The 26,226-nt window shown below is 73.4% G+C and carries 26 protein-coding genes, 1 tRNA gene and 1 pseudogene; 14 read left to right on the top strand and 14 right to left on the bottom strand.

Going from position 1 to position 26,226, the window contains the following annotated elements:
* The first annotated feature begins 10 nt into the window (after positions 1-10).
* The 8 genes from ACSNOB_RS14695 to ACSNOB_RS14660 all read left to right on the top strand — a co-directional run bounded on the left by ACSNOB_RS14695 (position 11) and on the right by ACSNOB_RS14660 (position 8,750).
* Entirely contained in the window at positions 11-2,224 is a 2,214-nt protein-coding gene (locus ACSNOB_RS14695) for a cell division protein FtsK (RefSeq protein WP_436687154.1), read from the top strand.
* A gap of 382 nt (positions 2,225-2,606) precedes the next feature.
* The gene (locus tag ACSNOB_RS14690; protein ID WP_436687153.1) at positions 2,607-2,906 is read left to right on the top strand and encodes a hypothetical protein; all 300 of its coding nucleotides are present in this window, start codon (positions 2,607-2,609) and stop codon (positions 2,904-2,906) included.
* Positions 2,903-3,235, top strand: coding sequence for a MazG-like family protein (locus ACSNOB_RS14685; RefSeq protein ID WP_436687152.1), 333 nt, complete (start codon positions 2,903-2,905; stop codon positions 3,233-3,235). The genes ACSNOB_RS14690 and ACSNOB_RS14685 overlap by 4 nt, the downstream gene beginning before the upstream one ends.
* Before the next feature lie 179 nt (positions 3,236-3,414).
* A complete protein-coding gene (locus ACSNOB_RS14680; protein ID WP_436687151.1) occupies positions 3,415-4,323 on the top strand; it encodes a bifunctional DNA primase/polymerase in 909 nt (302 codons plus the stop codon).
* A complete protein-coding gene (locus tag ACSNOB_RS14675; protein ID WP_436687150.1) occupies positions 4,320-5,027 on the top strand; it encodes a DNA cytosine methyltransferase in 708 nt (235 codons plus the stop codon). The genes ACSNOB_RS14680 and ACSNOB_RS14675 overlap by 4 nt, the downstream gene beginning before the upstream one ends.
* A gap of 4 nt (positions 5,028-5,031) precedes the next feature.
* The gene (locus tag ACSNOB_RS14670) at positions 5,032-6,615 is read left to right on the top strand and encodes a YfjI family protein (RefSeq protein ID WP_436687149.1); all 1,584 of its coding nucleotides are present in this window, start codon (positions 5,032-5,034) and stop codon (positions 6,613-6,615) included.
* 546 nt (positions 6,616-7,161) lie between these two features.
* On the top strand, positions 7,162-7,362 hold the full coding sequence (locus ACSNOB_RS14665) for a helix-turn-helix transcriptional regulator (RefSeq protein ID WP_436687148.1): 201 nt from the start codon (positions 7,162-7,164) through the stop codon (positions 7,360-7,362).
* The gene (locus ACSNOB_RS14660; RefSeq protein ID WP_436687147.1) at positions 7,359-8,750 is read left to right on the top strand and encodes a tyrosine-type recombinase/integrase; all 1,392 of its coding nucleotides are present in this window, start codon (positions 7,359-7,361) and stop codon (positions 8,748-8,750) included. Before ACSNOB_RS14665 ends, ACSNOB_RS14660 begins: the two co-directional genes overlap by 4 nt.
* Positions 8,751-9,399: 649 nt before the next feature.
* Here the strand turns inward: ACSNOB_RS14660 and ACSNOB_RS14655 are convergent.
* Positions 9,400-9,483 (bottom strand) — tRNA-Tyr (locus ACSNOB_RS14655).
* Positions 9,484-9,631: 148 nt separating this feature from the next.
* On the opposite strand from ACSNOB_RS14655, the gene ACSNOB_RS14650 reads away from it, so the two are divergent.
* Positions 9,632-10,126, top strand: coding sequence for a YajQ family cyclic di-GMP-binding protein (locus tag ACSNOB_RS14650; protein WP_350681660.1), 495 nt, complete (start codon positions 9,632-9,634; stop codon positions 10,124-10,126).
* Positions 10,127-10,553: 427 nt separating this feature from the next.
* Here ACSNOB_RS14650 and ACSNOB_RS14645 read toward each other — a convergent pair whose 3' ends face one another.
* Entirely contained in the window at positions 10,554-10,691 is a 138-nt protein-coding gene (locus ACSNOB_RS14645) for a hypothetical protein (RefSeq protein WP_436687146.1), read from the bottom strand.
* Between the two features lie 94 nt (positions 10,692-10,785).
* Between ACSNOB_RS14645 and ACSNOB_RS14640 the strand changes: the two genes are divergently transcribed.
* Entirely contained in the window at positions 10,786-11,424 is a 639-nt protein-coding gene (locus tag ACSNOB_RS14640) for a hypothetical protein (protein ID WP_436687145.1), read from the top strand.
* 250 nt (positions 11,425-11,674) lie between these two features.
* The gene (locus tag ACSNOB_RS14635; RefSeq protein WP_436687144.1) at positions 11,675-12,127 is read left to right on the top strand and encodes a DUF1877 family protein; all 453 of its coding nucleotides are present in this window, start codon (positions 11,675-11,677) and stop codon (positions 12,125-12,127) included.
* A gap of 36 nt (positions 12,128-12,163) precedes the next feature.
* Here the strand turns inward: ACSNOB_RS14635 and ACSNOB_RS14630 are convergent, their stop codons facing one another.
* The gene (locus tag ACSNOB_RS14630; RefSeq protein ID WP_436687143.1) at positions 12,164-13,414 is read right to left on the bottom strand and encodes a multidrug effflux MFS transporter; all 1,251 of its coding nucleotides are present in this window, start codon (positions 13,412-13,414) and stop codon (positions 12,164-12,166) included.
* A gap of 76 nt (positions 13,415-13,490) precedes the next feature.
* Here ACSNOB_RS14630 and ACSNOB_RS14625 point away from each other — a divergent pair, with 76 nt between their 5' ends.
* The gene (locus ACSNOB_RS14625) at positions 13,491-13,934 is read left to right on the top strand and encodes a MarR family winged helix-turn-helix transcriptional regulator (RefSeq protein ID WP_436687142.1); all 444 of its coding nucleotides are present in this window, start codon (positions 13,491-13,493) and stop codon (positions 13,932-13,934) included.
* A 97-nt stretch (positions 13,935-14,031) separates the two neighbouring features.
* Here ACSNOB_RS14625 and ACSNOB_RS14620 read toward each other — a convergent pair whose 3' ends face one another.
* The 8 genes from ACSNOB_RS14620 to ACSNOB_RS14585 all read right to left on the bottom strand — a co-directional run bounded on the left by ACSNOB_RS14620 (position 14,032) and on the right by ACSNOB_RS14585 (position 23,075).
* A complete protein-coding gene (locus tag ACSNOB_RS14620; RefSeq protein WP_393105701.1) occupies positions 14,032-15,291 on the bottom strand; it encodes an MFS transporter in 1,260 nt (419 codons plus the stop codon).
* A gap of 145 nt (positions 15,292-15,436) precedes the next feature.
* Complete coding sequence (gene htpX, locus ACSNOB_RS14615; protein WP_436687141.1) at positions 15,437-16,312, bottom strand: zinc metalloprotease HtpX; 876 nt, start codon at positions 16,310-16,312, stop codon at positions 15,437-15,439.
* Positions 16,313-16,487: 175 nt separating this feature from the next.
* Positions 16,488-17,969, bottom strand: a complete 1,482-nt coding sequence (locus ACSNOB_RS14610) for an NADH-quinone oxidoreductase subunit N (protein WP_436687140.1) — start codon at positions 17,967-17,969, stop codon at positions 16,488-16,490.
* 40 nt (positions 17,970-18,009) lie between these two features.
* A complete protein-coding gene (locus tag ACSNOB_RS14605) occupies positions 18,010-19,515 on the bottom strand; it encodes a complex I subunit 4 family protein (protein WP_436687139.1) in 1,506 nt (501 codons plus the stop codon).
* On the bottom strand, positions 19,512-21,449 hold the full coding sequence (locus ACSNOB_RS14600; protein WP_436687138.1) for an NADH-quinone oxidoreductase subunit 5 family protein: 1,938 nt from the start codon (positions 21,447-21,449) through the stop codon (positions 19,512-19,514). Before ACSNOB_RS14600 ends, ACSNOB_RS14605 begins: the two co-directional genes overlap by 4 nt.
* On the bottom strand, positions 21,446-21,829 hold the full coding sequence (nuoK, locus tag ACSNOB_RS14595) for an NADH-quinone oxidoreductase subunit NuoK (RefSeq protein WP_436687137.1): 384 nt from the start codon (positions 21,827-21,829) through the stop codon (positions 21,446-21,448). Before nuoK ends, ACSNOB_RS14600 begins: the two co-directional genes overlap by 4 nt.
* Positions 21,826-22,452 (bottom strand): NADH-quinone oxidoreductase subunit J family protein, encoded by a 627-nt coding sequence (locus ACSNOB_RS14590; protein ID WP_436687136.1) that lies wholly within the window; start codon positions 22,450-22,452, stop codon positions 21,826-21,828. The genes nuoK and ACSNOB_RS14590 overlap by 4 nt, the downstream gene beginning before the upstream one ends.
* On the bottom strand, positions 22,449-23,075 hold the full coding sequence (locus tag ACSNOB_RS14585; protein WP_436687135.1) for a 4Fe-4S binding protein: 627 nt from the start codon (positions 23,073-23,075) through the stop codon (positions 22,449-22,451). Before ACSNOB_RS14585 ends, ACSNOB_RS14590 begins: the two co-directional genes overlap by 4 nt.
* Positions 23,076-23,083: 8 nt before the next feature.
* Here ACSNOB_RS14585 and ACSNOB_RS14580 point away from each other — a divergent pair, with 8 nt between their 5' ends.
* Complete coding sequence (locus tag ACSNOB_RS14580; protein WP_436687134.1) at positions 23,084-23,299, top strand: hypothetical protein; 216 nt, start codon at positions 23,084-23,086, stop codon at positions 23,297-23,299.
* On the opposite strand, the gene ACSNOB_RS14575 is transcribed toward ACSNOB_RS14580, so the two are convergent.
* Entirely contained in the window at positions 23,280-23,714 is a 435-nt protein-coding gene (locus tag ACSNOB_RS14575) for an ester cyclase (RefSeq protein WP_436687133.1), read from the bottom strand. The genes ACSNOB_RS14580 and ACSNOB_RS14575 overlap by 20 nt on opposite strands.
* Before the next feature lie 215 nt (positions 23,715-23,929).
* Here ACSNOB_RS14575 and ACSNOB_RS14570 point away from each other — a divergent pair, with 215 nt between their 5' ends.
* Positions 23,930-24,949, top strand: coding sequence for a glutathione S-transferase family protein (locus ACSNOB_RS14570; RefSeq protein ID WP_436687175.1), 1,020 nt, complete (start codon positions 23,930-23,932; stop codon positions 24,947-24,949).
* 49 nt (positions 24,950-24,998) lie between these two features.
* On the opposite strand, the gene ACSNOB_RS14565 is transcribed toward ACSNOB_RS14570, so the two are convergent.
* Positions 24,999-25,961, bottom strand: a complete 963-nt coding sequence (locus ACSNOB_RS14565; RefSeq protein WP_436687132.1) for a complex I subunit 1/NuoH family protein — start codon at positions 25,959-25,961, stop codon at positions 24,999-25,001.
* Positions 25,961-26,226, bottom strand: a pseudogene (locus ACSNOB_RS14560) (hypothetical protein); the annotation flags it as partial. The gene ACSNOB_RS14565 and the pseudogene ACSNOB_RS14560, both read right to left, overlap by 1 nt.

Genomic DNA, 26,226 nt, shown 5'->3' with positions numbered 1-26,226 from the left:
AACACCCATCATGACGTCCCCCCGAGATGACGACCGATTCGACTGGCAGGCCGCAGAAGCCGATCTCACCGCCGGCCCGGATGCGGAGGTGGTCGACTTGGACGCCGCCCGGTCCCGCCGGGCCGGCGTTGACGCTGACGACCTGGACGAGACCGACGCGGCCGGCGGGCCGGTGCTGGTCGACAGCGTCGAAGCGCAGCGACGCCCGCGGTTCACGCTGGCCGGTTTCCGTGACGCGGAGCGTCGGCCGATCCTGCCGGGCTGGCTGCGCTCCCGGTCGGAGTTCGCCGGCAACCTGGCGTGGGCGGTCGGGCTGACCGGTCACGGTGTGCTGTACCACGGGCTGCGGCTGCCGAAGTACGCCGGCAAGCTCGCGTGGCGCGCCCCGGTCGGGGTGCACCGGGTGGCGAGCGGCTACGGGCGGTGGCTGTTCGACCTGGAAGGCGAGCCGGTCCGGCAGGCCGTGGTGCGCGCGGCGGTCACCCGGCCTGAGGAAGCGAAGACGTACGAGATGTTGTCGCGGCGTCGGGACCGGCGGGTGCGGTGGCGGGGGTTGACCGCCGTGCCGGCCGCCGTGGTGCTGCTGGCCGGTGTCGGCGGGGTCCTGCTGGCCCCGACCGCCGTCCAGGTGGCTGCCCTCACGGTCGCGGTGGTGGTGTTCGGGGTGCTCGGCGCGCCAGCCGATCGGCCGCTGCTCGACACCGCCGTGGTCCGTAACCCGGTTACGCCGCTGACCTCGGATGAGGTGGTGCGCGCCCTGGCCGCCCTGAACATCTCCGGCATCAACGCCGCGCTGCGGCGGGGCGACACCGGCAAGCGGTGGTTTCCCGCCCCGATCACGCGGGAGAACGGCACCGGGTGGCGCGCCGATGTGGAGCTGCCGCGCGGCGTCACCGCTTCGGCGGTGGTGGAGAAGCGTGAGGAGCTGGCCGCCGCGCTCACCCGGCCTCTGGGCTGCGTGTGGCCCGAGGCCAACGCCGAGGTGCACCCCGGCCGCCTGGTGCTGTTCGTCGCCGACAAGGACATGAGCCGTAGCAAGCAGGGTGCCTGGCCGCTGCTCAAGTCGGGTGCGGTGGACCTGTTCAAGCCGTTCCCGTTCGGCACCGACCCGCGTGGCCGGGCCGTGACGCTCACGCTGATGTTCGCGTCGATGATCGTCGGGTCGATCCCGCGTATGGGCAAGACGTTCTCTCTGCGCCTGGCGATGCTCGGCGCGGCCCTGGACCCGCGTGCGTGGGTGCTGGCGTTCGACCTCAAGGGCACGGGTGACCTGTCGCCGCTTGAGCCGGTCTGCCACCGCTACCGGGCCGGTGACGAAGACGACGACATCGCCTACGGCCTGGCCGCGATGCGCGAGGTGCGCGCCGAGCTGCGCCGCCGGACGAAGGTCATTCGGGAGTTGCCGCGTGACCTGTGCCCGGAGAACAAGGTCACGCCGGACCTGGCGAGCACGAAGCGCCTCGGGTTGCAGCCCATCGTTATCGGCGTTGACGAGTGCCAGGTGTGGTTCGAGCACCCGAAGTACGGCGACGAGTTCGAGGAAATCTGCACCGACCTGATCAAGCGAGGTCCGGCCGCCGGTATCACGCTGATCCTCGCCACCCAGCGGCCCGACGCCAAGAGCCTGCCCACCGGCATCAGCGCCAACGCGGTGCTGCGGTTCTGCCTCAAGGTCATGGGCCACACCGAGAACGACATGGTGCTCGGCACGTCCATGCACAAGTCCGGCATCAAGGCCACCATGTTCAGCCGCCGCGACCGGGGCATCGGCTACCTCGCCGGTGAGGGCGACGACCCGACCATCACCCGCACGTTCTACATCGACGGCCCGACCGCAGAGCAGGTCATCCGCCGAGCGCGAGCGCTGCGGGAGAAGGCCGGCACCCTCACCGGCCACGCCGCCGGCCAAGCCGTCGACACCACGGCGGTCCGGCGAGACACGCTGCTGGACGACATCGCCGCCGTCATGTCCGACAGCGAGTCGAAGCTGTGGTCCGAGGTGGTCTGCGACCGGCTGACCGGGCTGCGGCCCGAGGTCTACACCGGCCTTACGCGGGAGCAGCTCACCGCCGCGCTCAAGCCCTACGGCGTCACCACCGGCCAGGTATGGGGCACCGACCCGGCCACCGGCAAGGGCGCGAACCGGCGCGGCATCGACCGCGCGCACATCCTCACCGCGATCACCAAGCGTGACCGCGAGCAGGGTGGGCGGGCCGCCGGCTAACCCCTCCGATTGCCGCTAGGTCTAGCGGCCAGCCCCGCTAGACCTAGCGGCACCACTAGCGCCCAATCCGAAACCTGATCAGCGCCCTAGCCCCTAGCGGCGTCGACCCTCCACACCCTGAAAACGGCCTCAGGAGGCGAATCGTGGTCACCCTCGCCCTGCTAGCTAGCCTCGCCCTCGCCGGTTACGCAACGTGGTAACTGATCATCTGCTACGCGGCCCCGTTCGGTCGCTGCCGCCGCTGCAAGGGAGCCGGCGAGCGGCGCGGCCGGATCATCCGACTCACCCGCGACTGCCGCCACTGCGGCGGCACCGGCAAGCGCGTGCGCGTCGGCCGCCGCCTCATCGAGCACGCCCGCACCGAGTACCGGGCCGGCAACCAGTGACCCGCCGCACCGCCGCCGGCCACACCGACTGGTGCGGCCGAGACCACCGATGCGGCCTCGGCGAGCACCGCTCCGACGAAATCGTGGTCGACATCGCCGGCCACGCCCGCGCCGTGCTGGTGCGGGTGCGCACCGCCGCCGGCCGCGATCACGCCGAGGTGCGCGTCAGGGTCGCGCTCGCCCCCGGCGAGCTGGCCGCCCGCCGCCAACTGGTCGGGCTGCTCGGCGACGTGCGCCAAGCCGTCACCCGCGCCGCCATCGCGGCCCGGACCCGACCGAGAAAGGCCACCCGATGACCGACCTGTTCACCCTCGCCGCCCTGGTCGCTGACCGTCTGGACACGATCAACGGCCGCAGCCGCGTGGAAACCGGGCTGCGCATCCTCAAGGTCACAGAAGAGGCGGGCGAGGCTGCCTCCGCGTGGATCGGCACCATCGGCCAAAACCCCCGCAAGGGCGTCACCCACACCACCGCCGACGTAGCCGGCGAATTGGCCGACGTGGTGCTCACCGCCCTGATCGCCATCGCCAGCATCGGCCACGACCCGCGCCAGGTCGTCACCGCGTGCGTGGGCAAGGTCGCCGCCCGCCTGGACACCGCCTATGGCCCACCCGCCCCGCGATGACCTCCCGGCGCTGCGGCCATTGGATCGGCACCGTCGGCCGCTACTGCCACACCACCGAAGGGCTACGGCCCTACCTGCAAGGGCTGCGCTGCCCCGCCCACACGCCATCGGCGCTGGCCGGGCGGCCCGAGCCCCCGTCGACACCACTGCACGCCCCGACCCCACCGGAAGGGAGCACCATGCCTACCGCCGACCTGCTCACCGCCGCACTCGCCCACGCCGAACGCGGCTGGCACGTCTTCCCACTACGCCCCAACGACAAGCGGCCCGCGTTCCCCGACCACCCCGCCGACGACTGCACCGGCCGCGACCCGCGCTGCCGCGCCGCCGGCCGTCACCTCGGATGGGAACCCCGCGCCACCTGCGACCCTGACCGCATCCGGCGGGCGTGGTCGACCCGGCCCTACGGCATCGGCATCGCGTGCGGGCCGTCCCGGCTCGTGGTGGTCGACCTGGACGTGCCCAAGGGCAACGCCCCGACCGGCCCGACCGGGCTGGACACGCTCGCCGAGCTGGCCGCCGCGCACGCCGCCGGCATCGACGCCACCTACACCGTGACCACCGGGCGGGGCGGCACGCACCTCTACTACCGGCACCCCGCCGACGGGCCGGCACTGCGCAACACCGCCGGCGCCCTCGGCCCGATGGTCGACACCCGCGCCACCGGCGGCTACGTGGTGGCCGCCGGCAGCACCGTGGCCGGTCGCCCGTACACGGTCGACCTGGACACCGACCCCGCGCCCCTGCCGGCCTGGCTCGCCGCGCTGCTGGCACCCGCGCCGCTGCCGCCGCAACGGCCGGTCATGGTCGCCCTGCCCGGTGGCCGGGAACGCGCCTACGTGTGGGCCGCTGTGGAGCGGGAGTGCGCGCGGGTCACCACCGCCCCGGACCACCACAACGACGCCCTGTACCTGGCGTCGGTGGCTCTCGGTCAGCTTGTCGCGGGCGGTTCGCTGTCCGCCGACGAGGCGTCTACTGCGCTGGAACACGCGGGGATTTCCGTGGGGCTGCGGCACCGGGCGGTGCTGCGGACTATCGCGTCAGGGTTCAGGGCCGGTGCCCGCCGTCCTCGGCAGGTGGCGGCGTGAGTGAGTCGCTGAACGTGTTGGAGCTTTTCGCCGGTATCGGCGGGCTGTCCCTCGGATTGCAGCGGGCCGGGATGCGGATCGTCGGTCACGTCGAGATCAACCCGTTCTGCCGAGCCGTCCTGCACAAGCACTGGCCGGAGGTGCCCTGCCATGACGACGTACGCACCGCCATCACCTGGTGGCGCTCCACCGACCGGCCGCGCGTCGATGTCGTCGCCGGTGGCTACCCCTGCCAGCCCGAATCCCTGGCCGGGCCACGGCGCGGCACCGACGACGAACGGTGGCTCTGGCCCGAGATGGCCCGCGTCATCCACGCCATTCGCCCCCGATACGTCATCGGGGAGAACGTCCTCGGCCACCGCACCCGGGGACTTCGTTTCGTGCTCCGAGACCTCGAACGACTCGGATACACCCCCACCCCCGGCGTTGTCCGCGCTTGCGAGATGGACGCCCCACACCCACGACCAAGGCTGTTCGTCCTGGCCCACGCCAACGGCCAGGGACGGCCGGCGCGGCGCTGGCTGGAACCTGCCTGGACGGCCCCTGTCCGAGCGAGCCGGTGGCCCACTGAACCCCGAGTGGGTCGAGTGGTTGATGGGCTTCCCGGCCGGGTGGACCGAGTTACCGCCCTCGGCAACGCCGTCGTCCCCGCCGTCGCCGAACGCATCGGCCGCATCATCCTCAACCACCACGAAAGCAGGTGACCCCATGACACCAGCACGTCTGCACCTGGTCACCGACCACCCGCAAGCCACCGGCGAGGAAACCGCGGGCGGCCCGCTGTGGGATGTTCCAGTGCCCCTGACCGGCGCTGCCACCGCGCCACCGCCTTTCCCGCTCGACGTGTTCCCCGGCTGGCTCGGCGACATGGCGACCGGCGTCGCCCGGTTCACCGCCACCGATCCCGCAATGGCCGGCACCCTCGCCGTCGCCGTCCTGTCCGCGTGCGCGGGTGGCCGCCTAGAGGTCGAGCCGGTGGCCGGGTGGCGCGAGCCGGTGAACGTGTTCGCCGCCGTCATCGCCGGCCCCGGCGAACGCAAGTCACCCGTTCACCGGGCGATGACCGCGCCCCTGTTCGCGGCACAGTCCACGCTCGCCGAGGCCATGCGGCCGAGAATCGCCGAGGCCGCAGCGCTGCGGGACATCGCCGACCGGCAGGCCGAACAGGCCAAAGCCCAAGCAGCGAAGGCCACCGACCCGGCCAAGCGCGACGACGCCGCCGCCGAGGCGGTAGCCGCCGCCATCGCCGCCGAGGCCATCACCGTCCCCGGCCTGCCCCGGCTGATCGTGGACGACGCCACCCCAGAAGCCCTCATCGGCCTGATGGCCGCCAATGGCGGACGGATGGCGATCATCTCGGATGAGGGCGGGATCTTCGACACCCTCGCCGGCCGCTACTCCGGTGCCCCGAACCTTGACCCCTACCTCAAGGGCCACGCCGGGCAGCCGATGAGCAACGAACGGCAGACCCGCGAAGGTGCGTCGATCGACAAGCCCGCTTTGACGGTGTGCGTGATGGCGCAACCGGTCGTGCTGCGCCAGTTCGGCGGCAACGCCGGCCTCGCTGGCCGAGGACTTCCCGCCCGGTTCCTGTTCGCGCTGCCCGCGTCGATGGCCGGATACCGGCCCGTCGACACGCCCCCGGTGCCCGAGCAGGTGACCGCCGGCTACCGGCACCGCGTTCACGACCTGGCCGCCACCTTCGCCGAGTGGGAAGACCCCGCCGTGGTCACCCTCACCGAGGACGCCGGCAGGGTGCGGCGGGCCGCCGCCGAGGCCGTGGAAGCCGAGCTACGGCCCGGCAGGAGCCTGCACGACATGCGGGAGTGGGGCAACAAGCTCTCCGGCGCGACGCTGCGGCTGGCCGGGCTGCTGCACGTCGCCCACCACCCCGCCGACGCCTGGCGACGCCCCATCGACGCCGACCGCATGGCCGACGCCGTTCGCCTGGCCGAGTTCTTCGCCGCCCACTACCGGGCCGCCGTCGCCACCATCAGCGCCGACGCCACCACCGAAACCGCCCGCCGCGTCCTGGCCATCGTCACGGCCAAGGGCATGACCACCTTCACCCGCCGCGAGCTGCACCGCCGCTGTCACCGGCAACTACCCCGCGCCGCCGACGTGACCGCCGTCCTGGACGTGCTCACCGCCCACGGCTGGATCCGCGCCACCGGCACCGGCACCTATGAGGTCCACCCCCGCGCCGCCGACCTCACCGCCGGGGGTGGTGACAGCGGTGACACGGTGACAACCCCGCCCGCCGGCCACGTTTCCGCAGCTCACACCACCTGAACCCCTGTCACCACCCCTCCATGACAGGGCGGTGACAGCGGTGACAGTCCCCGGCGGCTGTCACCGCTGTCAACACCTGTCACCGCCACCCGGCGACAGTCCGAAACCACGGCTGACCAGCACAAACACCCGACCAACCGACCGATTGTCACCGTGTCACCGCCTCTCGGCCCTTCCCGGCCGCGACCGAGCCGTCGGCCACCCACCGGCACCCGGAAACGGCCCGCTGAAAGCCACACAGACGGATCGGCCCTATGCCTTACCCCAACCCTGCCCAGATCTTGCGTCTACGGCGCTCTCAGCGGCCCGCTCTACGCCGTTTCGCGGCGATGCCTCCCCAACCCTCCACAAGTAACCAGCACCGACCCGAAAGGCACCCACGATGCGAATCAGGCTGCACGGCACACCCGCTGAAACAGCCGCAGCGCTCGACGCCATCGCCCGAGTGCTGCGCATCCGCTCCGTCTCCCGGCCCTACCCCGACCGCCGATCCCCAATGTTTCAGCGCATCTACCTCGACGCCACCCCGAGGGAGGACACCCGCCGATGACCACCCGCCGCACCCCGACCGGGAACCTCCTCACCCTCGCCGAGGTCCTGGACGAACTCCGCGTGCCTCGGTCGACCTTCTTCCGCTGGAAGGCCACCGGCCGCGCACCCAAGACCATCAAGTACCCGAACGGCAGCCTGTACGTCCGCCGTCGCGACCTGGACAACTGGCTCAACGACCACGAAGAGGCAGCATGAGCACCTACGACGTCCGCGTACACGGCATCCTCAAGAACCAACTCGCCAAGGGCTACTCCTACGTGGTCCGGTGGAAGGTGGCCGGCCGCGCGTTCCGCAAGACGTTCGCGACCCGCGCCTTGGCCGAGAGCTACCGATCCAAACTGGTCGTAGCCCAGCGGGAAGGCGTCGCGTTCGATGAGGCCAGCGGCCTGCCCGAGCCGATGGCGCGGGCGCTCAACACCCGATCGTGGTACGAGCACGCCGTGGCCTATGTCGACATGAAGTGGCCGCGCGCGTCAGCCAAACACCGCAAGGGCATCGCCGAGACGCTGGCGACCGTCACGCCGGCCCTGCTCGCGACCGACCGGGGCGTACCCAGCGACAAGGCCCTACGTGCCGTGCTCTACGGGTGGGTGTTCAACAAGGCCCGTCGCGACGCCGGAGAGCCGCCCGCCGACCTCGCCGCCGCCGTCCGCTGGCTGAAGGGCAACACCGTCGACCTGGCCGCGCTCGCCGACGCCGCGTTGGTCCGCAAGGCTCTCGACACGCTAGCCCTACGGATGGACGGCGGTCCCGCCTCGCCGAGCACCATCGCCCGCAAGCGGGCCGTCTTCTCCGGCGCACTCAAGTACGCGGTCGAGCTGCGGCTACTCGACACACACCCGATGTCCCTGGTGAGCTGGACCGCCCCGAAGACGGCGGATGAGGTGGACCGCCGGGCGGTGGTCAACCCCGATCAGGCACGGGCGCTACTCGCCGAGGCGGGGCGGGCCGTGCCCGAGCTGGAAGCGTTCTTCGGATGCATGTACTACGCCGCGCTGCGGCCCGAGGAAGTGCTCCACCTGCGCGAAGACGAGTACGAGCGGCCCACCCAGCGTGGGGGGTGGGGCGTGCTGCACCTGACCGGCTCGACGGTGGCCGTGGGCCGAGACTGGGGCGACGGAGACGACACCGCCGAGGATCGAGGGCTGAAACACCGGGCGAAGACGGCCACGCGAGATGCGCCGGTGCCGCCGCCGCTCGTGCGGCTACTCGATCACCACATCAAGGAGTACCCGCCCGGATCGAACGGCAAGCTGTTCGTCACCCGACGCGGCCCCGGCGGACGGTACGTACCCACTGCGGGCCAACCGATCCCGAACAACACGTACGGCAAGGCGTGGCGGGACGCGCGGGCAAAGGTGCTCACGCCGGCTCAGCAAAGCTCACCGCTGGCCCGGCGTCCCTACGACCTTCGGCACGCCGCCGTGTCGCTCTGGCTCAACGCCGGAGTACCGGCTACCCAGGTCGCCGAGTGGGCCGGACACAGCGTGCACGTCCTGATGCGGGTGTACGCGAAGTGCGTCTACGGCCAGGAGGAGGCCGCGCGCCGACGAATCGAGGCGGCACTCAAAGAGGGTTTTTAGAATGTGTCCGAGATCACTATTGACTGTCAGCGCGTCACTCAGAGTCCCGACCCCCGAGGCAACTATGCTGCCGCAATGCAGCGAAGCGTTCGCATCGCGGCAGCGCCTGTAAAGCGGTAATCGGCGATGAATATCCGTCGAAATCGGACGGGCCTCGGTAACTCTCCGTGCACTTCTATAGCGCGCTATATAACTCTCCGTGCTTGCAACGCGTGGCCTGGCGCGCTCCAATCAATGGGCGACGCGGAGAGTCGGCAAGGCTTCGACCACGAAAAGCGGCACCCGGCTGGACCCCGGATGCCGCTCCGGCTCTCTGCTTCGAAATGCCCTGGTGAGGTCATGAGAGCAAGGAGGCCGCGTGGCGAAGCTAGCAAGACCGGTGACACGAAGCAATGTGCAGCGTCGCCGGAGCAAGAGACGGTGTAGCCACCCGACCGACTGGGTGAAGGCGCTACCGGGAGCACTCACCGGCCTCGCCATGGTGATCGGGGCCGTGACCGGTCTCCTGCGGCTGTTCCTCTAGCTACCGGTCGGCGACACGCATGCGACACAGCCAGCGAGATTGAGCGGGCTGGAGCAGGACCGAGTGAGACTCACGAAAGAGGCCCTTGACCGGCGTTCGCGCTGGTCAAGGGCCTCTTTCTGCACCTGGTGGCGGGTAGAGGATTCGAACCTCTGTAGCTTTCGCGACGGATTTACAGTCCGCTCCCATTGGCCGCTCGGGCAACCCGCCAGGGCACCCCACCGCGTCGCAACGCGGCGGCGGAAGCAAGGATAGCGGCTCCCCCCGGCAGGAGCGCAACCGGGTACCGTCAGGGGGTCGTACCGCTGGTCAGCGGGGGACACACGACCACAAACCGCCGGACAGCAGGAGCATGAGCATGGCAGCCAACCCGTCGTTCGACATCGTGAGCAAGGTCGACCGCCAGGAGGTCGACAACGCCCTCCGCCAGGCGGAGAAGGAGCTCGCGACGCGGTTCGACTTCCGGGGCACCGGCGCCGAGATCTCCTGGTCGGGCGAGGAGGCGATCAGCCTCCAGGCGGAGACCGAGGAGCGGGTGCGGGCGGCGTTGGAGGTGTTCAAGGAGAAGCTGGTCAAGCGGAACATCTCGCTCAAGTCGCTGGACGCCGGCGACCCGCGCTCGTCGGGCAAGACTTTCAAGATCGACTGCAAGGTCATCCAGGGCATCGACTCGGACAAGGCCAAGGCGATCAGCAAGAAGATCCGCGACGAGGGCCCGAAGGGCGTCCAGGCGCAGATCCAGGGCGACCAGCTCCGGGTCACCGGCAAGAAGAAGGACGACCTCCAGGCCGTCATCGCGCTGCTCAAGGGTGAGGACTTCGGCGTCGCCCTCCAGTTCACCAACTACAGGTAGTCGTGAGGCGTGGCGCTGGCCAGAAACCTGGTTACGCCCCGTGACGTACGCGAACATGTTCGCCGCCGGTCGTCGTTCGTCATGCCCTGGCTGACGTTCGACGACCCTGGCGGCGGCCTGGGCTGACGCTGTCCACGAGCAGACTCCGCCAGCACGGCCGGACGGCTGACATGAGCTTGGGACCGGACACGGATCTCGGCCTCAGGCTCGGTGTCGGCTGGCGGTCGAGGCACCGGCGGGACGGCCACGCTCTGCGTGGCGGATCTCCATGCGCCGGTGTCGACCGCTGCGTCAAGCACGAGCAGTCCAGCCGACCGGTACGGGATGGGTAGCGGTACTCGTGCGGCCGGGTGGGACCTACGAGATCCTGCCCTCGTGCCTTCCATCGATGGCGAGCTGATCTCCAGGTCAGCGGTGCCGCTGCAAGCTACCGGCTGCCTACCTTGAGCAGCCGGCCACACTCGCCCAGCACGAAGGTCACCGCTTTGGCGCCGAGGTGGCCGTTCGGCCCGCGCCGATGCGATCGGCTGTCGATCTCGACATGGCGCGGATGGAGCGTCGTCACGGGGACGGCGGTTCTTGCCGGAGTCATGGCGGGATGCGGCGTCTCAGAGGATTCACCCGCACGCACCGCCGAGGCTGAAGCGAACGCCCGGGACGTGGTTGCCCAGGTCGTCGCCGATCTCCAGGTCCGACCCAACTCCCACCCACGTACGGCCGACGAGATCGGCCGGACACTGGCTGGTCGTTCGGAGGCCGACCTGATAGCGATTTCGGGATCGGACACCGCCCGTCCTGGCGGCGTCACCGCCGTGCTCCGAATCGCCGGCAGGGGCACGGACGGCTCGTGGCTGGAACCGGAGTGGGTCGTCGAGGACTTCTGCTTCGAGTTGCGCTTCGCCCCCACCGCTCCGACGTCCCCACCGAGCGTCCCCTGCCCCTCGCCCGCCGCCAGGCTGGATTTCCCCCCGCCTGCCAGGCCGAGGGTGCCATCGCCGGACGAGTTGCGTGCTGCGCTCTCGGCGACCGCCGCTGACGAGGCCGGCGTACGCGCGGCGCTCGCCAGGCTCTCCGTCGACGCCACAGTCCGGGTCGACGTGGCGACGGGGAGCGGGGCAGTGGGCGTGGCGTTGCGCTTCCCGCTTGAAGAGAGTGGGCGGTACGGATGCGTCTTCGCGCGTATCCGCACCGGGAGGGTGGAGGCATGGCACCCTGCCGACGTCCAGACGCAGCCAGGGGAGTTGGCCTGCCTGGCGGCAGAGAGCCTCGTCGGATCCGGCATGCGGCCCCCGGGGTGAGGTGAGACCTCGCCACGTGGTCGTCGGCGGCGGTGGTCGGCTCGTCCCGGCCTGCGGAGTGCTGCTCGCGCCCGCACCCCTCGACGGCGGCGAGTCGAGACGCCGGCAAGGCAGACGCGCCGATCGGTGCCCCCGTTCGTCGGTGAACTGCTGGTTCGGGACCTTGGCCGAGGTCGCTGCAGCCGGGGTTGTCGGAGGAGGCTGCCAGAATGGCCGCCGTTCGACCGGCCGACGCGAGAGTGGTGGATCCATGGGCAGTGTCCTGTCGTTCATCCGGGTGACCCCGGAGGAACTGGACCGGGCGATGGCGGACCCGGAGTGGGCGATGGAGCGGGTGGTCGACGACGAGGACCGGCCGGATTGCTACCTCGACAAGGCCTGGGCCGGCATCCAGTTCCTGCTGGACGCGGCGGGGGTGAGAGTCGACCTCTACGAGGACGGCGACGTCATCGACGAGGAGTGCACCCTCCTCGCGTGGGACGCCGGCATGGTCGCCGACGCCGCTCGGGCGCTGAGCGCGGCGCCGTTCGAGGTGCTGGCCCGTCACTTCGACCCGGAGCGGATGACCGAGCGGAAGGTCTACCCCCAACTCTGGGACGACGATGACCTCGACTACCTGGAGCACCACCACGCCGAGTTGGTCGAGTTCTTCGCGGCGACGGCCGCCTCGGGCGACGCCGCGATCCGGTACTTCAACTTCTGACGCCGCCGGCGCGGGGAGCGCGCGGCGCGGCGACCGTCAGCCCGCGGCGGGGGTGGCCGGCCGGGGCGCGCGTGCCAGGGTGAGGACGACGGCGAGGGAGGCGGCCGCCGCGCCGGTGATCACCACCGCCATCGGGACGTCGCTGCCCTCGCCGCCCAGTCCGACCAGCGGCGCCGCCGCCGCTCCGACCACCGACTGGATGGCGCCCAGCAGGGCGGCTGCGGTGCCCGCGTGGGCGGCGTGCCGATCCAGGGCGAGCGCGGTGCCGTTCGGCGTCACCATGCCGAGCGACCCGACGAAGACGAACAGTGCCACCACGACCAGCGGCAGGGCGTCGAGCAGTGCGCCCGCGAGCACCCCGACGGCGGCCAGCACTCCCACCCCCAGCGGCGTGAGCAGCAGCCTGCGGGGCTCGAAGCGGTCCAGCAGGCGGGCGTTGACCTGGCCGACGGCGACCAGGGCGAGCGCGTTGACACCGAAGATCAGGCTGAAGGTGCCGGCCGAGACGCCGAAGACGTCCTGGAAGACGAAGGACGACCCCGAGATGTAGGCGAACAGCCCGGCGAAGGCGAGGCCCTGCGCCAGCGCGTACCCCAGGAAGATCCGGTCGGTGAAGAGCGCGCGGCCGGCGGCGGCCGTGGCGGCGAGGCCGCCGGTGCTGCGCCGCGTCGCGGGCAGCGTCTCCGGCAGCCGCCACGCGACGGCGGCGGCGAGCAGTGCGCCGATCACCGCGAGGGCGACGAAGACGGTACGCCAGGAGCCGAAGCGCAGCACCAGGCTGCCGAAGGCCGGCGCGGCCATCGGGGCGATGCCGAAGACCAGGGTGAGCCGGGAGAAGTACTTCGCGGCGTCCCGCCCGGCGTAGAGGTCCCGGACGACGGCGCGGGCGACCACCACGCCCATGCCGCCGGCGAAGCCCTGGGCGAAGCGCGCCGCGGCGAGCGCCTCGGCCGACGGCGCCGCCGCGCAGACCAGCGACAGCAGGGTGTACGCCCCGACGCCGACGAGCACCGGCCGGCGCCGCCCCCAGCGGTCGCTGAGCGGCCCGGTGACCAGTTGGCCGAGCGCCATGCCGATCAGGCAGGTGGTCAGGGAGAGCTGGATCTGCGCCTGACCGGCGGCGAGGTCGCGGGTCATCTCGGGGAACGCCGGCAGGTACGTGTCCAGGGAGAGCGGCCCGAACGCGGTGATCGTCCCGAGCAGCACCAGCAGCACGGCGGCGGCCCGTCCCGTCGGCGCGGCGACGCGCTCGTCCGGGCGTACGGGCGGCGCGGTGGCGTGCGGCATGGAGGTCCCCTCGGTGACGGCTGGCCCGCTTACGATAGCTCTGCCTACAGAGTTGTTGAAGCGTGGAGAGTGCCCTGTGACGGACGAGACGGTCGACCAGCTCGGCGCCGCCCTCGGCGACCTGCACCGGGTGCTGCGGCGGGCGGCCAGCCAGCGGGCCGGCCGGGTCGCGCTGCCCGACGCCCAGGTCGAGGTGCTCCGGTTGGTGCAGCGACAGCCGGGGATCGGCGTCCGTGCGGCCGCCGATCGGTTGGGCACCGCGCCGAACACGGTCAGCACGCTGGTCGGCGAGCTGACGGCCGCCGGGCTGCTGCACCGCGAACGCGACCCGGTCGACCGGCGGACCGTCCGGCTGGAGCTGACCGACGCGGCGCGGGAGCGGATCGCCGCGTACGGGCGGCACCGGCGCGACCTGCTCGACGCGGCGCTCACCGAACTGGACGACCCGGACCGGGAGGCGCTGCTCGCCGCCGTGCCGGCGCTGCGTCGCCTGGCCGACCGGGTGACGCGGCAGCGCTGAGGCGTCGCGGCGGGCGGGTGCAGGCCCGCGCCCGGCGGCGTAGCCGGCGCAACCGGCCGGGTTCGGCGCCGCCGTCAGGGACGGGGTTCGCCGCCGCTCAGGCGCGGACGAGCTCCTCGGCGCGTACCGCGGTGGCCTCCGCGCGGGCGATGGGCCCGGCGGGCAGGGCCGCGATCCCGGCCCCGACGGCGACCGCCGCCCCGGCGAAGAGGAACGCCCAGGGCACCCCGCCGGCGTGGTCGACGATCAGGCCGGCCACCGCGCCGCCGGCGGCGCTGGCGCCCACCGACATGGTCACCACCCAGGTGTACGCCTCGTTCAGCATGCTCGTCGGCGAGACCCGGCCGACCAGGGTGTTCTCCAGGGTGAGCGCGGGGGCGATCGTGGCGCCGCCGATCACCAGGGCGGTGCCCAGCGCCGCCGGGGTGGGCATCACCGCGAAGACGGCGAAGCTGGCGGCCACCGCGGCGAGCAGCCACGCGAACTGCCGGGTCATGTTCCGGGCCGGCTTGCGGACGCCGAACCAGAACCCGCCCACCGCGCTGCCGACGCCCCAGACCGCCAGCAGCACGCCGGCGAGGCTGTCGGGGTCGTCGGAGGTGTAGTCGGTCGCGAACGCCGGCACGGTCACGCCGGCCGCCCCGAAGGCGATGCCCAGGCTGCCCACGCAGAGCAGCAACGCCGGGAAGCCGGCGACGCGCAGCGGCCCGAGCCCCCTGGTCTGGTGCTCGCGCGGGTGCGGCTGCCAGCCGCGCATCACCCGGCCCAGCGCCACCGCCGTGGTGCCGACGAGGGTCACCACGGCCGAACCGACCAGGGCCGCCCCGGCGTCCGCGACCAGGATGAAGCCGGCGACCAGCAGCGGGCCGAGCACGAAGACGATCTCGAAGAGGGTGGTCTCGGCCGCGAGCGCGGTGTTGCGCAGGTGCCGCCGGCCGGAGGCGGGCGAGGTGAGGTCGTTCCACGCGCCCCGGATCGCGGCGGTCAGCGGCGGGTACGTGGCCCCGGCCACGCCGGAGGCCACGAAGACCAGCGCCAGGCTGCCGGCGTCGGAGCGGGCGGACCAGAGCAGGCCGAGCAGGGCCAGCGGGTGGGCGACCGCGGTGCCGAGCAGCACCGGGCTGGGGCCGATCCGGTCGGCGATCCGGCCGGCCACGGGGCTGAGCGCGGCGCCGGCGAGGGCGTAGATGCCCCCGGCGACGGCCGCCAGCGAGTAGCGACCGGTGACCTGCTCGACGACCAGCAGCAGCGCCAGCGGCGTCATCCCGATCCCGAGCCGACCGATGATGCCGGTGACCAGCAGCATCGGCGCTCCGGGGATCCGCCAGACGCCCAGGTACTGGCGCAGTGCGGCCACGGTCGACCTCCAGGGGACATGTAATGAGCGGGAAACGTTTCGACCCTAACGCCGCGCGCCGGGCGGGCGAAACGGTTAACGCGGTCACACAGCGGTCCGCCCGCGCCCGGGAGACCGGGCACGGGCGGACCGGGTGATCAGCGCCTCAGCGCGGGAACCGCGCCGGGCCGCCGCTCACGGCCAACTGCTCCAGGCGGGCGACCCGCTCCTCCATCCGCGGGTGGGTGGAGAAGAGGGCGGCCACGCCGCCGCCCCGGAACGGGTTGTCGATCATCAGGTGGGCGGTGCTGGTGAGCTGCCCCTGAGCCGGCAGTGGCCGGCGCTGGGTGCCCATGTGGATCTTCCGCAGGGCGCTGGCCAGCGCCAGCGGGTCGCGGGTCAGCGCGGCGCCGGAGGCGTCCGCCTGGAACTCCCGGCTGCGGCTGATCGCGAGCTGGATGATCGTCGCGGCGATCGGGCCCAGGATGATGGTGAGCAGCAGCACGGCCGGGTTCGGGGCGTCCTCGTCGTCGCCGCCGCCGAGCGGGATGAACCAGGCGATGTTCGCCAGCGTGGTGACGATGCCGGCCAGACCGGCCGCCACGCTGGAGATGAGGATGTCCCGGTTGTAGACGTGCGACAGCTCGTGCCCGATCACCCCGCGCAGCTCGCGCTGGTCGAGGATCTCCGTGATCCCCTGCGTGACGCAGACGGCCGCGTGCTGCGGGTTCCGCCCGGTCGCGAACGCGTTGGGCTGGGACGTCGGGCTCACGTAGAGGCGCGGCATCGGCTGGCCGGCCTCGGTGGCCAGCTCGCGGACCATCCGGTACAGCTCGGGGAACTCCGCCTCGCTGACCGGTTGCGCCCGCATCGAGCGCAGCGCGAGCTTGTCGGAGTAGAAGTAGGTGACGCCGTTCATCGCCAGCGAGAGGACGACGGCGATGACCAGTCCGCCACTGCCGCCGAACCAGTAGCCCACCGCCAGGATCAGCGAGGTGAGCAGGCCGAGCAGCGCGGCGGTCTTCAGACGGTTGTGATGCACGGTCACTCCTTCGGTGCACGGACCACGCGGGATCCGCTGACCGGTTCAACAACCCGGTACCCGCCAACCATCCGTCTCATGACTGTGAGTTGCCTGGGATGTCCGGAGTCGCCCACCGGCGATTACCGCCGCGAACACCGGGAATCCGGGCGCGGGAGCCGGTTGCCGGGAGCGCTCAGCGGGCGGCGACGTCGAGCACGAGCTGCGGGGCGAAGCCGATCACCACGGCGACCACCGTCGCCACGACCAGCACCGCGCCGACCGTCCGCGCGCGCACGACCGGGGCGGCCGGAGACGCGGGCGAGGCGGCCGGGGCTGCCCAGAGGGCGGCGGTGAGGCGCAGGTAGTAGGCGAGGCCGATCACCGCGTTCACGGCCACCACCACGGCCAGCCAACCCGCGCCACCGTCCAGCAGCGAACGGACCACGGTCACCTTGGCGAAGAGGCCCGCCAGGCCCGGCGGCAGCCCGGCGAGCCCGATCAGCGCCAGCCCGAGCGCCGCCGCGCGCCACGGGTGCCGCCGGCCCGCGCCGCGCAGGTCGGCCACCGTGCCGCCGTCCGCGCCCGCCGGGCGCAGCGCCACCACGGCCGCGAAGGCCGCCAGCTCCAGCACCACGAAGAAGACGGCGTACGCGACGGCGGCCGCGTACGCGGCGTCGCGGGCGTCGGTGGTGCGCCCGGCGGCCAGCGCCAGCGCGCCGAGCGGGGCGAGGATGTAGCCGGCCTGGGCCACCGAGGACCAGGCGAGCAGCCGGACCGTACGCCGCTGGCGCAGCGCCACCAGGTTGCCGACGGTCATCGTCAGCACCGCGAGCAGGGCGAGCACCGGGCCGGTCACGTCGGCCGGCAGCGCGTGCCGCACGACGGCGAGCAGGGCCACCACGCCACCCAGCTTGGAGGCGGTGGACAGGTAGGCCGCCACCGGCAGGGGCGCGCCGTCGTAGGTGGCCGGGACCCAGGCGTGGAACGGCACCGCGGCCACCTTGAACGCCAGCCCCAGCACGACCAGCGCCACGGCGGCGGTGGTCAGCGGCAGATCCAGCAGGTCCGGCCGGTCGGCGAGGAGCGCGCCGATCCGGCCCAGGTGCAGCCCGCCGGTGGCCGCGTAGAGCAGCGCCGCCCCGAGCAGGGTCAGCGTCGTGGCGACCACGCTGACCACGAAGAACGTGACGGCCGCCTCGGCGCTGGCCAGGCTGTCCCGGCGCAGGCCGACCAGGACGTAGAGCGGCAGGGTGAGCGTCTCCAGCGCCACGATCAGGGTGATCAGGTCGCCGGCCGCGCCGAGCACCACGCCGCCCGTCATCGAGCAGGCGAGGAGGAAGGCGTACTCCCCCGCCGGCGACTGCCCCGCCCGCAGCAGCGGCCCCGACAGCGCGAGCACGCCGAGGGTGAGCAGGGCGACGACGACGGCGACCAGGGCGGCCCGGCCCCCGAAGACGTACGAACAGTCGGGGCCGACGCAGAACGTGCGCCGCTCCTCCCCGGCGCCCACCAGGGCCGCGCCGAGGGCCGTGGCCACCGCGCCGGCGGCGGCCGTCGCCAGCGTGACCCGGGCCCGGGCGACCAGCAGGTCGGCGAGCAGCACCAGCACGGCCGTCCCGGCGGCCAGGTACGCCGGGAGCAGCGCCACGTTGTCGACGCTTTGCACCACGCTCACGCCGGCACCTCGCCGCGTCCGCTCCGCCGGCCCGCCTCGCTCATCGCAGCACCTCCACCAGGGCGTCGACCGGGGCCTCGGCGACGCCGAGCACCAGGGTCGGGGCCAGGCCGACCGCGAGCGCGAGCAGCACCAGCGGCGCCCACGCGACCAGTTCCGCGCGGGCCAGGCCGGGGGCCAGTCGCCCGACCGCCGGGCTGGGCCGCCCGTGCGTCACCCGCCGCAACAGCCGCAGCAGGTACGCCGCGGTGAGCGCCCCGCCGACCGCGGCCAGCACGCCGAGGGTGGTCCAGAGCGCCCCGCCGACCTCGACGGCGGCCACCACCGCGAACGCCTCGCCCCAGAAGCCGGCCAGCCCGGGCAGGCCGAGCGAGGCGACGGCGGCGAAGCCGAGCAGCCCGGCGAGCCGGGGCGCGGTCTCCCGCAGCCCCGACAGCTCGTCCAGCGACCCGGTGTGCGTACGGTCCTTGATCGCCCCGGCGAGGAAGAAGAGCAGGCCGGTGATCACCCCGTGCGCCACGTTGCCGATCAGGGCCGCCTGGATGCCGGTGGCGGTGAGCGTGGCCACCCCGAGCAGCACGAAGCCCATGTGCCCGACGCTGGAGTACGCGATCAGCCGCTTCAGCTCGCGCTGCGCGAGGCAGACCAGCGAGCCGACCAGGATGGCCGCGACCGCGAGCACGCCGAGCACCGGGGCGGCCCAGCGGGCGCCCTCCGGCGTCACCCCGACCGCGATCCGGATCAGCCCGTACGTGCCCATCTTGAGCAGCACCCCGGCGAGGATCACGCTGCCGACGGTGGGCGCCTGGGTGTGCGCGTCGGGCAGCCAGGAGTGCAGCGGCCAGAGCGGGCTCTTCACCGCGAAGGCCAGCCCGAGCAGGGTGAAGGCGGCGAGCTGGGTGCCCCGGGACAGGCCGGCCCCGCCGGTGAGCGCCACGATGTCGGCGGTGCCGGCGGCGGCCACCACCGTGTAGACCCCGACCAGCAGCAGCACCGAGCCGAGGAGCGTGTAGAGGGCGAACTTGCGGGCCGCCCGCCGCCGGTCCGCACCGCCCCAGCCGGCGATGACCGCGTACATCGGGAGGAGGACGACCTCGAAGAAGACGAAGAACAGCACGAGGTCGAGGGCGAGGAAGGTGCCGAGGATGCCGACCTCCACGACCAGCAGCAGCGCCACCAGCGCCCGCCCGCTGCCGCCCTCGGGCGCCCGCCACAGCGTGTAGCCGCAGCAGAGCAGCGTGAGCAGGGCGGTCAGCACCACCAGCGGCCAGGAGATGCCGTCCACCCCGAGGTGGAAGCGCAGGTCCAGGCCGGGCACCCAGGGCAGGTCCAGCCGGTGCCACGGGCGCACGGCGGGAGCGCCGGCCGCGTACGTGGTCCACGTGCGGTCGCCGAGGAAGAGCAGCGCGGCGGCCACCAGGGTCAGCGCGGCGACGGCCGTGCCGACCACCCGCGCCGCCCGGTCCCGGGGCGTCGCCGCCACCGCCAGCGCGCCCAACGCCGGCAGCGCCAGCACCGCCACCAGCAGGAACTCCCCCAGGTTCATGCGGCCCCTCCGATCAGCGCGGCCGCCAGCCCGATCAGCAGCGCGCCGGCCAGCACCCCGGCGGCCGCGCGCGGCAGCGCGGCCCGGTGCAGGGCCGCCAGCCCGCCGCCGAGGCCGCGCGCGGCCCGGCCGCTGCCCTCGACCGCGCCGTCCACCACCACCTCGTCGGCGGTACGCGCCGCCCGGGCCAGCGCCTTGGTCGGGCGTACGACCAGGGCGTGCTGGACGTCGTCGAGCCGGAACGCGGCGGCGAGCACCGGCCGCAGCGGACCGAGCGCGGTGGCCGGGTCGGCGGCCGGGTCCCGCCGCCAGCGGGCCCAGGCGAGCCCCGCGCCGAGCACCAGCAGCGCCAGCGGCAGCAGCAGTTCCGGGCCGACGTGGATCAGGGCCTGCTCCCCGGTCGGCTCGCCGGCGGTGGGCGGGGGCAGCAGCCGGCGGGCGAAGGCCCGGGCGAAGCCGGCGAGGCCGAGCAGGGCGGCGGGCACGGCGAGCAGCAGCACCGGCCAGCGCATCACGGCGGGCGGGTCGTGCGGGTGGGCCAGCGGGATCCGCGTCTGGCCGAAGAATGTGCGCAGCAGCAGGCGGGTGGCGTACCAGGCGGTGACCGCGACGCCGACGAGCCCGGCCAGCCAGACGAGCCAGCCCACCCAGGACGGTGCCGGGCCGGCGCTGTGCAGGGCGGCCTCCCCGGCGGCGGCCAGCACGCCGTCCTTGCTCCAGAAGCCCGACAGCGGCGGCACCCCGGCCAGCGCCCCGAGCCCGACCACCGTGCACCAGAAGGTGACCGGCATGCTGCGGCGCAACCCGCCCATGCGGGACATCAGCGTGGTGCCGACGGCGTGGATCACCGCGCCGGCGGCGAGGAAGAGCAGCGCCTTGAACGCGGCGTGGGTGAGCAGGTGGAACAGCGCGGCCGGCGTGGAGCCGACCGCCAGGGCGCCGGTCATGTAGCCGATCTGGGAGACCGTCGACCAGGCCAGCACGCGCTTGAGGTCGTCCTGCGCGGTGGCGGCGAACGCGCCGAGCAGCAGGGTGACCGAGGCCATGACGCCCAGCACGGCCAGCGCGACGGGCGTCGCCTCGAACAGCGGGTAGAGCCGGGTCACCGCGTACACGCCGGCGGCGACCATGGTGGCGGCGTGGATCAGCGCCGAGATCGGCGTCGGGCCGGCCATCGCGTCCGGCAGCCAGGTGTGCAGCGGGAACTGGGCGCTCTTGCCGGCGACCCCGGCGAGCAGCAGCAGGCAGGCGGCGGTCAGCGTGCCGGTGGCGTGGTCGTGGGCGAGCACGTCCCCGATCCGGAAGGTGCCGGCCGAGACGCCGAGCAGCGCGATGCCGAGCAGGAAGCCGACGTCGCCGACCCGGGTGACCAGGAACGCCTTCATCGCGGCGGCCGGCGCCTCCGGCAGCCGGCGGTCGTGGGCGATGAGCAGGTAGGAGCAGATGCCCATCACCTCCCAGCCGACCAGCAGCAGGATCAGGTCGCCGGCGACCACCACCAGCAGCATGGCGGCGGTGAAGAGGCTGATCTGCGCCGCGTACGGCGGGTAGCGGTGGTCGGTGTCGACGTCGTCGTGCGGGCCCCGGCGCAGGTAGCCGATCGAGTAGACCTGCACGGCCAGGGCCACCGCGGCGACCGCGACGGCGACCAGCGCGGCGGCCGGGTCCAGCCGGACGCCGAGGGTCACGGTCAGCCCGCCCAGGTCGACCCAGGTGGTGGACGCCTCCGCGGGCCGGTCGAGGGTGACCAGCAGGGCCACGGCGAGCGCCAGCGCGCCGGCCGCCCCGGCCACGCCGAGCGCGATCGCCACCCGCCGGGCCCGGTCCCCGCCCGGCCCGGCGCCGCGCGGCGAGGGCGGCAGCAGCAGGCCGAGCAGACCCGCGGCCAGCGGCACGGCCGGCAGCAGCGCGCCGAGCAGGGTGGTCGTGCTCACCGTTCCCCCTCCGGTCGGTCGACGGGATCGGCGGCGGCCCGCACGGGGCCCCCGGCCGCGACCGTCTCCGCCGCGCGCTCGGTCAGCGGAACCTCGTCGACGGCGACGCTGGCCCGCAGCCGGTAGAGCTGGAGCACGATCGCCAGGCCGACCCCGATCTCGGCGGCCGCCAGCACGATCACGAAGAGCGCGAACACCTGCCCGCCGTGCGGCAACTGCGCCCGTACGGTGGTGTCGGCGGTGACCAGGATCAGGTTGACCGCGTTGAGCATCAACTCGACGGCCATCAGCACCAGCACCGCGTTGCGTCGGCGCAGCACGCCGTAGACGCCGAGGCCGAACAGCAGCGCGGCGGTGACGTACGGGATGACCGGCCTCACCGCGACCGCCCGCCGTCGCCGCCCGGTCCGCTCCCGGTGACCGCCGTACCCGACCGGTCCGTGGCGGGCCGGCCGGCGCCGGGCTTGCCCGTGCCGGACCGGCCGGCGCCGGGCCGATCTGCCCTCGGCCGGCCGATGTCGGGGCGGGAGAGCACGATCGCGCCGACCAGGGCGGCCAGCAGCAGCACCGAGAGCACCTCGAACGGGAGCACCCAGCTGCGGAAGAGCTGGTCGCCCAGGCGTTCCGCGGTGCCCGCGTCGGGCAGCTCCACGGCCGTCCAGCGGTAGGCGTCGACCAGCAGGGCGGCCAGCCCGAGCCCGGTGCCGCCGCCGATCAGCGCGGCCGGCCAGCCCGGCCGGTCCAGGTCGTCGGAGGCGCCGATCGGGGCGCGGGTGAGCATCACCGCGAAGAGCAGCAGCACCACCACCGCGCCGACGTAGATCAGCACCTGCACCCAGGCCACCAGCTCGGCGGTGAGCACCAGGTACATCCCGGCCAGCGCGCCGAGACACACCACCAGGTAGAGGCCGGCCCGGACCAGGTGCCGGGTGGCCACCACCAGCACCCCCGAACCGACCGCCACCGCGCCGAGGGCGAGCAGCAGCACGTCCGCACCGGTCATGCGCCGGCCTCGGGCTCGGGGCGTACGGGCGGGGCGGCGGGACGGGCGGCGGGGGCGGCCGGAACCGCGGCCTTGCGCGCGGCGGTGGTCTCCTCCTTGGCCGGCTCGCCGTTGGGGTCGTGCGCGGGCGGCGGCGGGACGGTGCCCATCCACTGCCCGAGGTGGTCCTTGTCGTGCAGCAGGTCCTTGATGTCGTACTCGGCGTACTCGAACTCCGGTGACCAGTAGAGCGCGTCGAAGGGGCAGACCTCGACACAGATGCCGCAGTACATGCAGAGCGAGAAGTCGATGTCGAACCGGTCGAGCACGTTGCGCTGGCGGGGGCGGGCGGCGCCGGGCACCGCCACCTCCTCCTTGTGCGAGTCGATGTAGATGCACCAGTCCGGACACTCGCGGGCGCAGAGCATGCAGACCGTGCAGTTCTCCTCCAGCAGCGCGATCACCCCGCGCGAGCGGGGCGGCAGCTCGGGGGCGACGTCCGGGTACTGCTGGGTGGTCGTGCGCCGGGTCATCGTCTTCAACGTGACGGCGAGCCCCTTGACCAGGCCCGCGCCCGGCAGGCCACGGTCTCCGCCGGCGCCGCCCGGCTCGCTGCGCTCGCTGCGGTCGGTCATGCCGACCATCCTGCCCTGTGGCCCCGGCGCGCGCGACCACCACCCGGGGTCTGCCGGCGGTACCGTGCCTCCGGAGAGAACGGCGCACCGAGAAGTCGGGGCGTGCATGCCACAAGCTCGACCCGGCGAAGCGGGTCTACGTCGGGCAGGCCCGGATGACCGACGGGATCCTCGTCCCGGAGCCGTGGGAGATCGGCATCCGGCTCAGCGGGATCACGCCCCGGTCCCGCTGATCCCACCCGCCGCGGGCGGAAGCATCTCGACACCGAGCTGCTGGAGGAGCTGGAACAGCTCGTTGCAGCTCCACACGTCGACGATCCGGCCCGCGTCGTCGAAGCGCAGGAACGTCGCCCCCGAGTAGCTGACCACCTGCCCGGTCGGCGGCACCGGCCCGAACTGGCCGGCCTGGGTGCCGGCGGCCCGCCAGCGCACCGCGACCCGGTCCCCGGCGGCCACCACGTCCACGATCTTGTAGCGCAGGTCCGGGAAGGCGGCGCGGCGGTCCCGGTGCCAGGCCAGCGTCGCCTCCGGGCCGGCGCCGCCCAGCCCGGGGCACTCCGGCGCGACCAGCTCGTACGCGGACTCCTCCCGCGCGGCGTTCCACACGTCGGCGACGAAGCGGCGGGCCACCGCCCCCAGATCGGTCATCGCGGCAGCGTAGCCGCCGACCGGCCGACTCGGGCGGGGGCGCCCGACCACCGGCGAGGCGCCCGGCGGAGGTCGGCGCTCGGTGCGCCGCCGGACGGCGGAGCCGCCATGATGGGACGAGCGACAGGTGACGGCGGAAGGGGCGGGGCGTGGGCGGCACGACCGAGGGCGGTACGACGGGCGGCGGCCCGGCGGGCAGCGGCGACGAGGTGCTGATGCGGACCGGCGGCAAGTACGTCGAGCCGGGCGGCGAGTTCACCCGGGACCAGCGCTACATCGCCACCCGGATCACCGCCGACGGCCGGGACGGCTGGCCGGTACAGCCCGGCCGGTACCGGCTGGCGGTCAGCCGCGCCTGCCCGTGGGCGAACCGGCTGATCATCGTCCGCCGGCTGCTCGGGCTGGAGGACGCGATCTCGATGGCCGTGGCCGGGCCGACCCACGACAGGCGGAGCTGGACGTTCGACCTGGACCCGGGCGGGCGCGACCCGGTGCTCGGCATCGAGCGGCTGGCCGAGGCGTACTTCGCCCGGTTCCCCGGGTACGAGCGGGGCATCACCGTGCCCGCGATCGTGGACGTGCCGACCGGGCAGGTGGTCACGAACGACTTCGGGCGGATGAGCCTCGACCTCTCCACCGAGTGGACGGCGTACCACCGGGCGGGCGCGCCGCAGCTCTACCCGGAACGGCTGCGCGACGAGATCGACGAGGTGAGCGCGGTGCTGTTCCGGGACGTCAACAACGGCGTCTACCGGTGCGGCTTCGCCGGCGACCAGGGGGCGTACGAGAAGGCGTACCACCGGCTCTTCGACCGGCTGGACTGGCTGAGCGAGCGGCTGGCCGGGCAGCGCTACCTCGTCGGGGACACCATCACCGAGGCCGACGTGCGGCTGTTCACCACGCTGGTCCGCTTCGACCCGGTCTACCACGGCCACTTCAAGTGCAACCGCAGCAAGCTGACGGAGATGCCGGTGCTGTGGGCGTACGCCCGGGACCTGTTCCAGACCCCCGGCTTCGGCGACACCGTCGACTTCGACCACATCAAGCGGCACTACTACGAGGTGCACCGCGACATCAACCCGACCGGGGTGGTGCCGCTCGGGCCGGATCTGGCGAACTGGCTCACGCCGCACGGTCGGGAGGCCCTCGGCGGCCGGCCCTTCGGCGACGGCACGCCGCCCCCGCCACCTCCGGCCGCCGAGCGGGTCGACCCCGCCCACACCCCGCTGCGCTGACGGCGCGCCCGCTGGCGGGGGAGGGCAAGGGCGCCCGGCGCCCCCTGCCTCACAGGGCCACGCGGACGGCGGCCGTGAGGACCAGCTGGCCGAGGGAGACGGGGACCAGGACCAGCCAGCAGAGGCGCTGGAGCTGGTCCTCGCGCAGCCGGGGGTAGGAGACCCGGAGCCAGATGATCAGGAACGAGACGGCGAAGACCTTCAGCAGGGTCCACAGCCAGCCGAGCTGCGCGTCGGCGAACGGGCCCTGCCAGCCGCCCAGGAAGAGCACGGTGGTGAGCGCGGCGATCACCACGATGCCGACGTACTCGGCGAGCAGGAAGAAGGCGAACCGCAGGCCCGTGTACTCCGTCATGTAGCCGAAGACCAGCTCCGAGTCGGCGACCGGCATGTCGAACGGCGGCCGGCGGATCTCGGCGAGCCCGGCGAGGAAGAAGACGACCATGGCGGGGGCCTGCCAGAGCAGCCACCACGGCTGCCACGCCGACACGATCCCGGAGAGGCTGAGCGTGCCGGCGGCCATCGCCACCGACGCGGCGGCCAGCACCAGCGGCAGCTCGTACCCGAGCAGCTGGGCCGCCCCGCGCAGCCCGCCGAGCAGGCTGTACTTGTTGGCCGACGCCCACGCCGACATCAGCACCGCCACCACGCCCACCCCAACGACGGCGAGCACGAAGAACAGGCCGATGTCCAGCGGCTGCCCGACCAGGTCGCCCGGGCCGAGCGGGATCACCAGCAGGACCAGCAGGTAGGGCACGAGCGCGACCGCCGGGGCGAGCCGGAAGACGGCCCGGTCCGCCTCGCGGGGCGTGACGTCCTCCTTCTGCACGAACTTCACGCCGTCGGCGATCAGCTGGGCCCAGCCGTGGAAGCCGCCCGCGTACATCGGGCCGAGCCGGCCCTGCATGTGCGCCATCACCTTGTGCTCGACCTGGCCGACCAGCAGCGGCAGGGTGAGGAAGGCGACCAGCACGCCGCCCACCCGGATCACCAGCTCCAACCACAGCGGCATCAGGGCGTACCTCCGTCGTCGGTCCGCTCGGTCGCGGCCGGTCCCTCCCGCGACGGCCGGTCGGCCGGCGGGCCGGAGCGGGCGGTCCCCTCGCCGCGCCCACCCGGCGCGCCCGGCAGCGGACCAGCCTCAGCGGCGGTCGGGCCGGCGGGCGCCGCGCCGTCGGCGGCGGTCGGGGCGGCCGGTGCCGGGCCGTCGGCGGCGCCGGCGGGCCGGGCGGTACGGGTCGGACGGGCCCCGGGGGCCTGGTCGGACGCCCTCCGCG

The organism is Micromonospora sp. URMC 106 (assembly GCF_051386395.1).
In the GTDB taxonomy this organism is placed as follows: domain Bacteria; phylum Actinomycetota; class Actinomycetes; order Mycobacteriales; family Micromonosporaceae; genus Micromonospora.
This window is presented reverse-complemented; position numbering and strand designations above follow the sequence as displayed.

What these genes read in the sequence shown, in the direction of transcription:
- ACSNOB_RS14695 (WP_436687154.1), top strand. Translation starts at nt 11, where the DNA reads ATGACGTCCCCCCGAGATGACGACCGATTCGACTGGCAGGCCGCAGAA.
- ACSNOB_RS14685 (WP_436687152.1), top strand. Translation starts at nt 2,903, where the DNA reads ATGACCGACCTGTTCACCCTCGCCGCCCTGGTCGCTGACCGTCTGGAC.
- ACSNOB_RS14680 (WP_436687151.1), top strand. Translation starts at nt 3,415, where the DNA reads ATGCCTACCGCCGACCTGCTCACCGCCGCACTCGCCCACGCCGAACGC.
- ACSNOB_RS14670 (WP_436687149.1), top strand. Translation starts at nt 5,032, where the DNA reads ATGACACCAGCACGTCTGCACCTGGTCACCGACCACCCGCAAGCCACC.
- ACSNOB_RS14665 (WP_436687148.1), top strand. Translation starts at nt 7,162, where the DNA reads ATGACCACCCGCCGCACCCCGACCGGGAACCTCCTCACCCTCGCCGAG.
- ACSNOB_RS14660 (WP_436687147.1), top strand. Translation starts at nt 7,359, where the DNA reads ATGAGCACCTACGACGTCCGCGTACACGGCATCCTCAAGAACCAACTC.
- ACSNOB_RS14650 (WP_350681660.1), top strand. Translation starts at nt 9,632, where the DNA reads ATGGCAGCCAACCCGTCGTTCGACATCGTGAGCAAGGTCGACCGCCAG.
- ACSNOB_RS14635 (WP_436687144.1), top strand. Translation starts at nt 11,675, where the DNA reads ATGGGCAGTGTCCTGTCGTTCATCCGGGTGACCCCGGAGGAACTGGAC.
- ACSNOB_RS14630 (WP_436687143.1), bottom strand. Translation starts at nt 13,414, where the DNA reads ATGCCGCACGCCACCGCGCCGCCCGTACGCCCGGACGAGCGCGTCGCC.
- ACSNOB_RS14605 (WP_436687139.1), bottom strand. Translation starts at nt 19,515, where the DNA reads ATGAACCTGGGGGAGTTCCTGCTGGTGGCGGTGCTGGCGCTGCCGGCG.
- ACSNOB_RS14590 (WP_436687136.1), bottom strand. Translation starts at nt 22,452, where the DNA reads ATGACCGGTGCGGACGTGCTGCTGCTCGCCCTCGGCGCGGTGGCGGTC.
- ACSNOB_RS14585 (WP_436687135.1), bottom strand. Translation starts at nt 23,075, where the DNA reads ATGGTCGGCATGACCGACCGCAGCGAGCGCAGCGAGCCGGGCGGCGCC.
- ACSNOB_RS14575 (WP_436687133.1), bottom strand. Translation starts at nt 23,714, where the DNA reads ATGACCGATCTGGGGGCGGTGGCCCGCCGCTTCGTCGCCGACGTGTGG.
- ACSNOB_RS14570 (WP_436687175.1), top strand. Translation starts at nt 23,930, where the DNA reads ATGCGGACCGGCGGCAAGTACGTCGAGCCGGGCGGCGAGTTCACCCGG.
- ACSNOB_RS14565 (WP_436687132.1), bottom strand. Translation starts at nt 25,961, where the DNA reads ATGCCGCTGTGGTTGGAGCTGGTGATCCGGGTGGGCGGCGTGCTGGTC.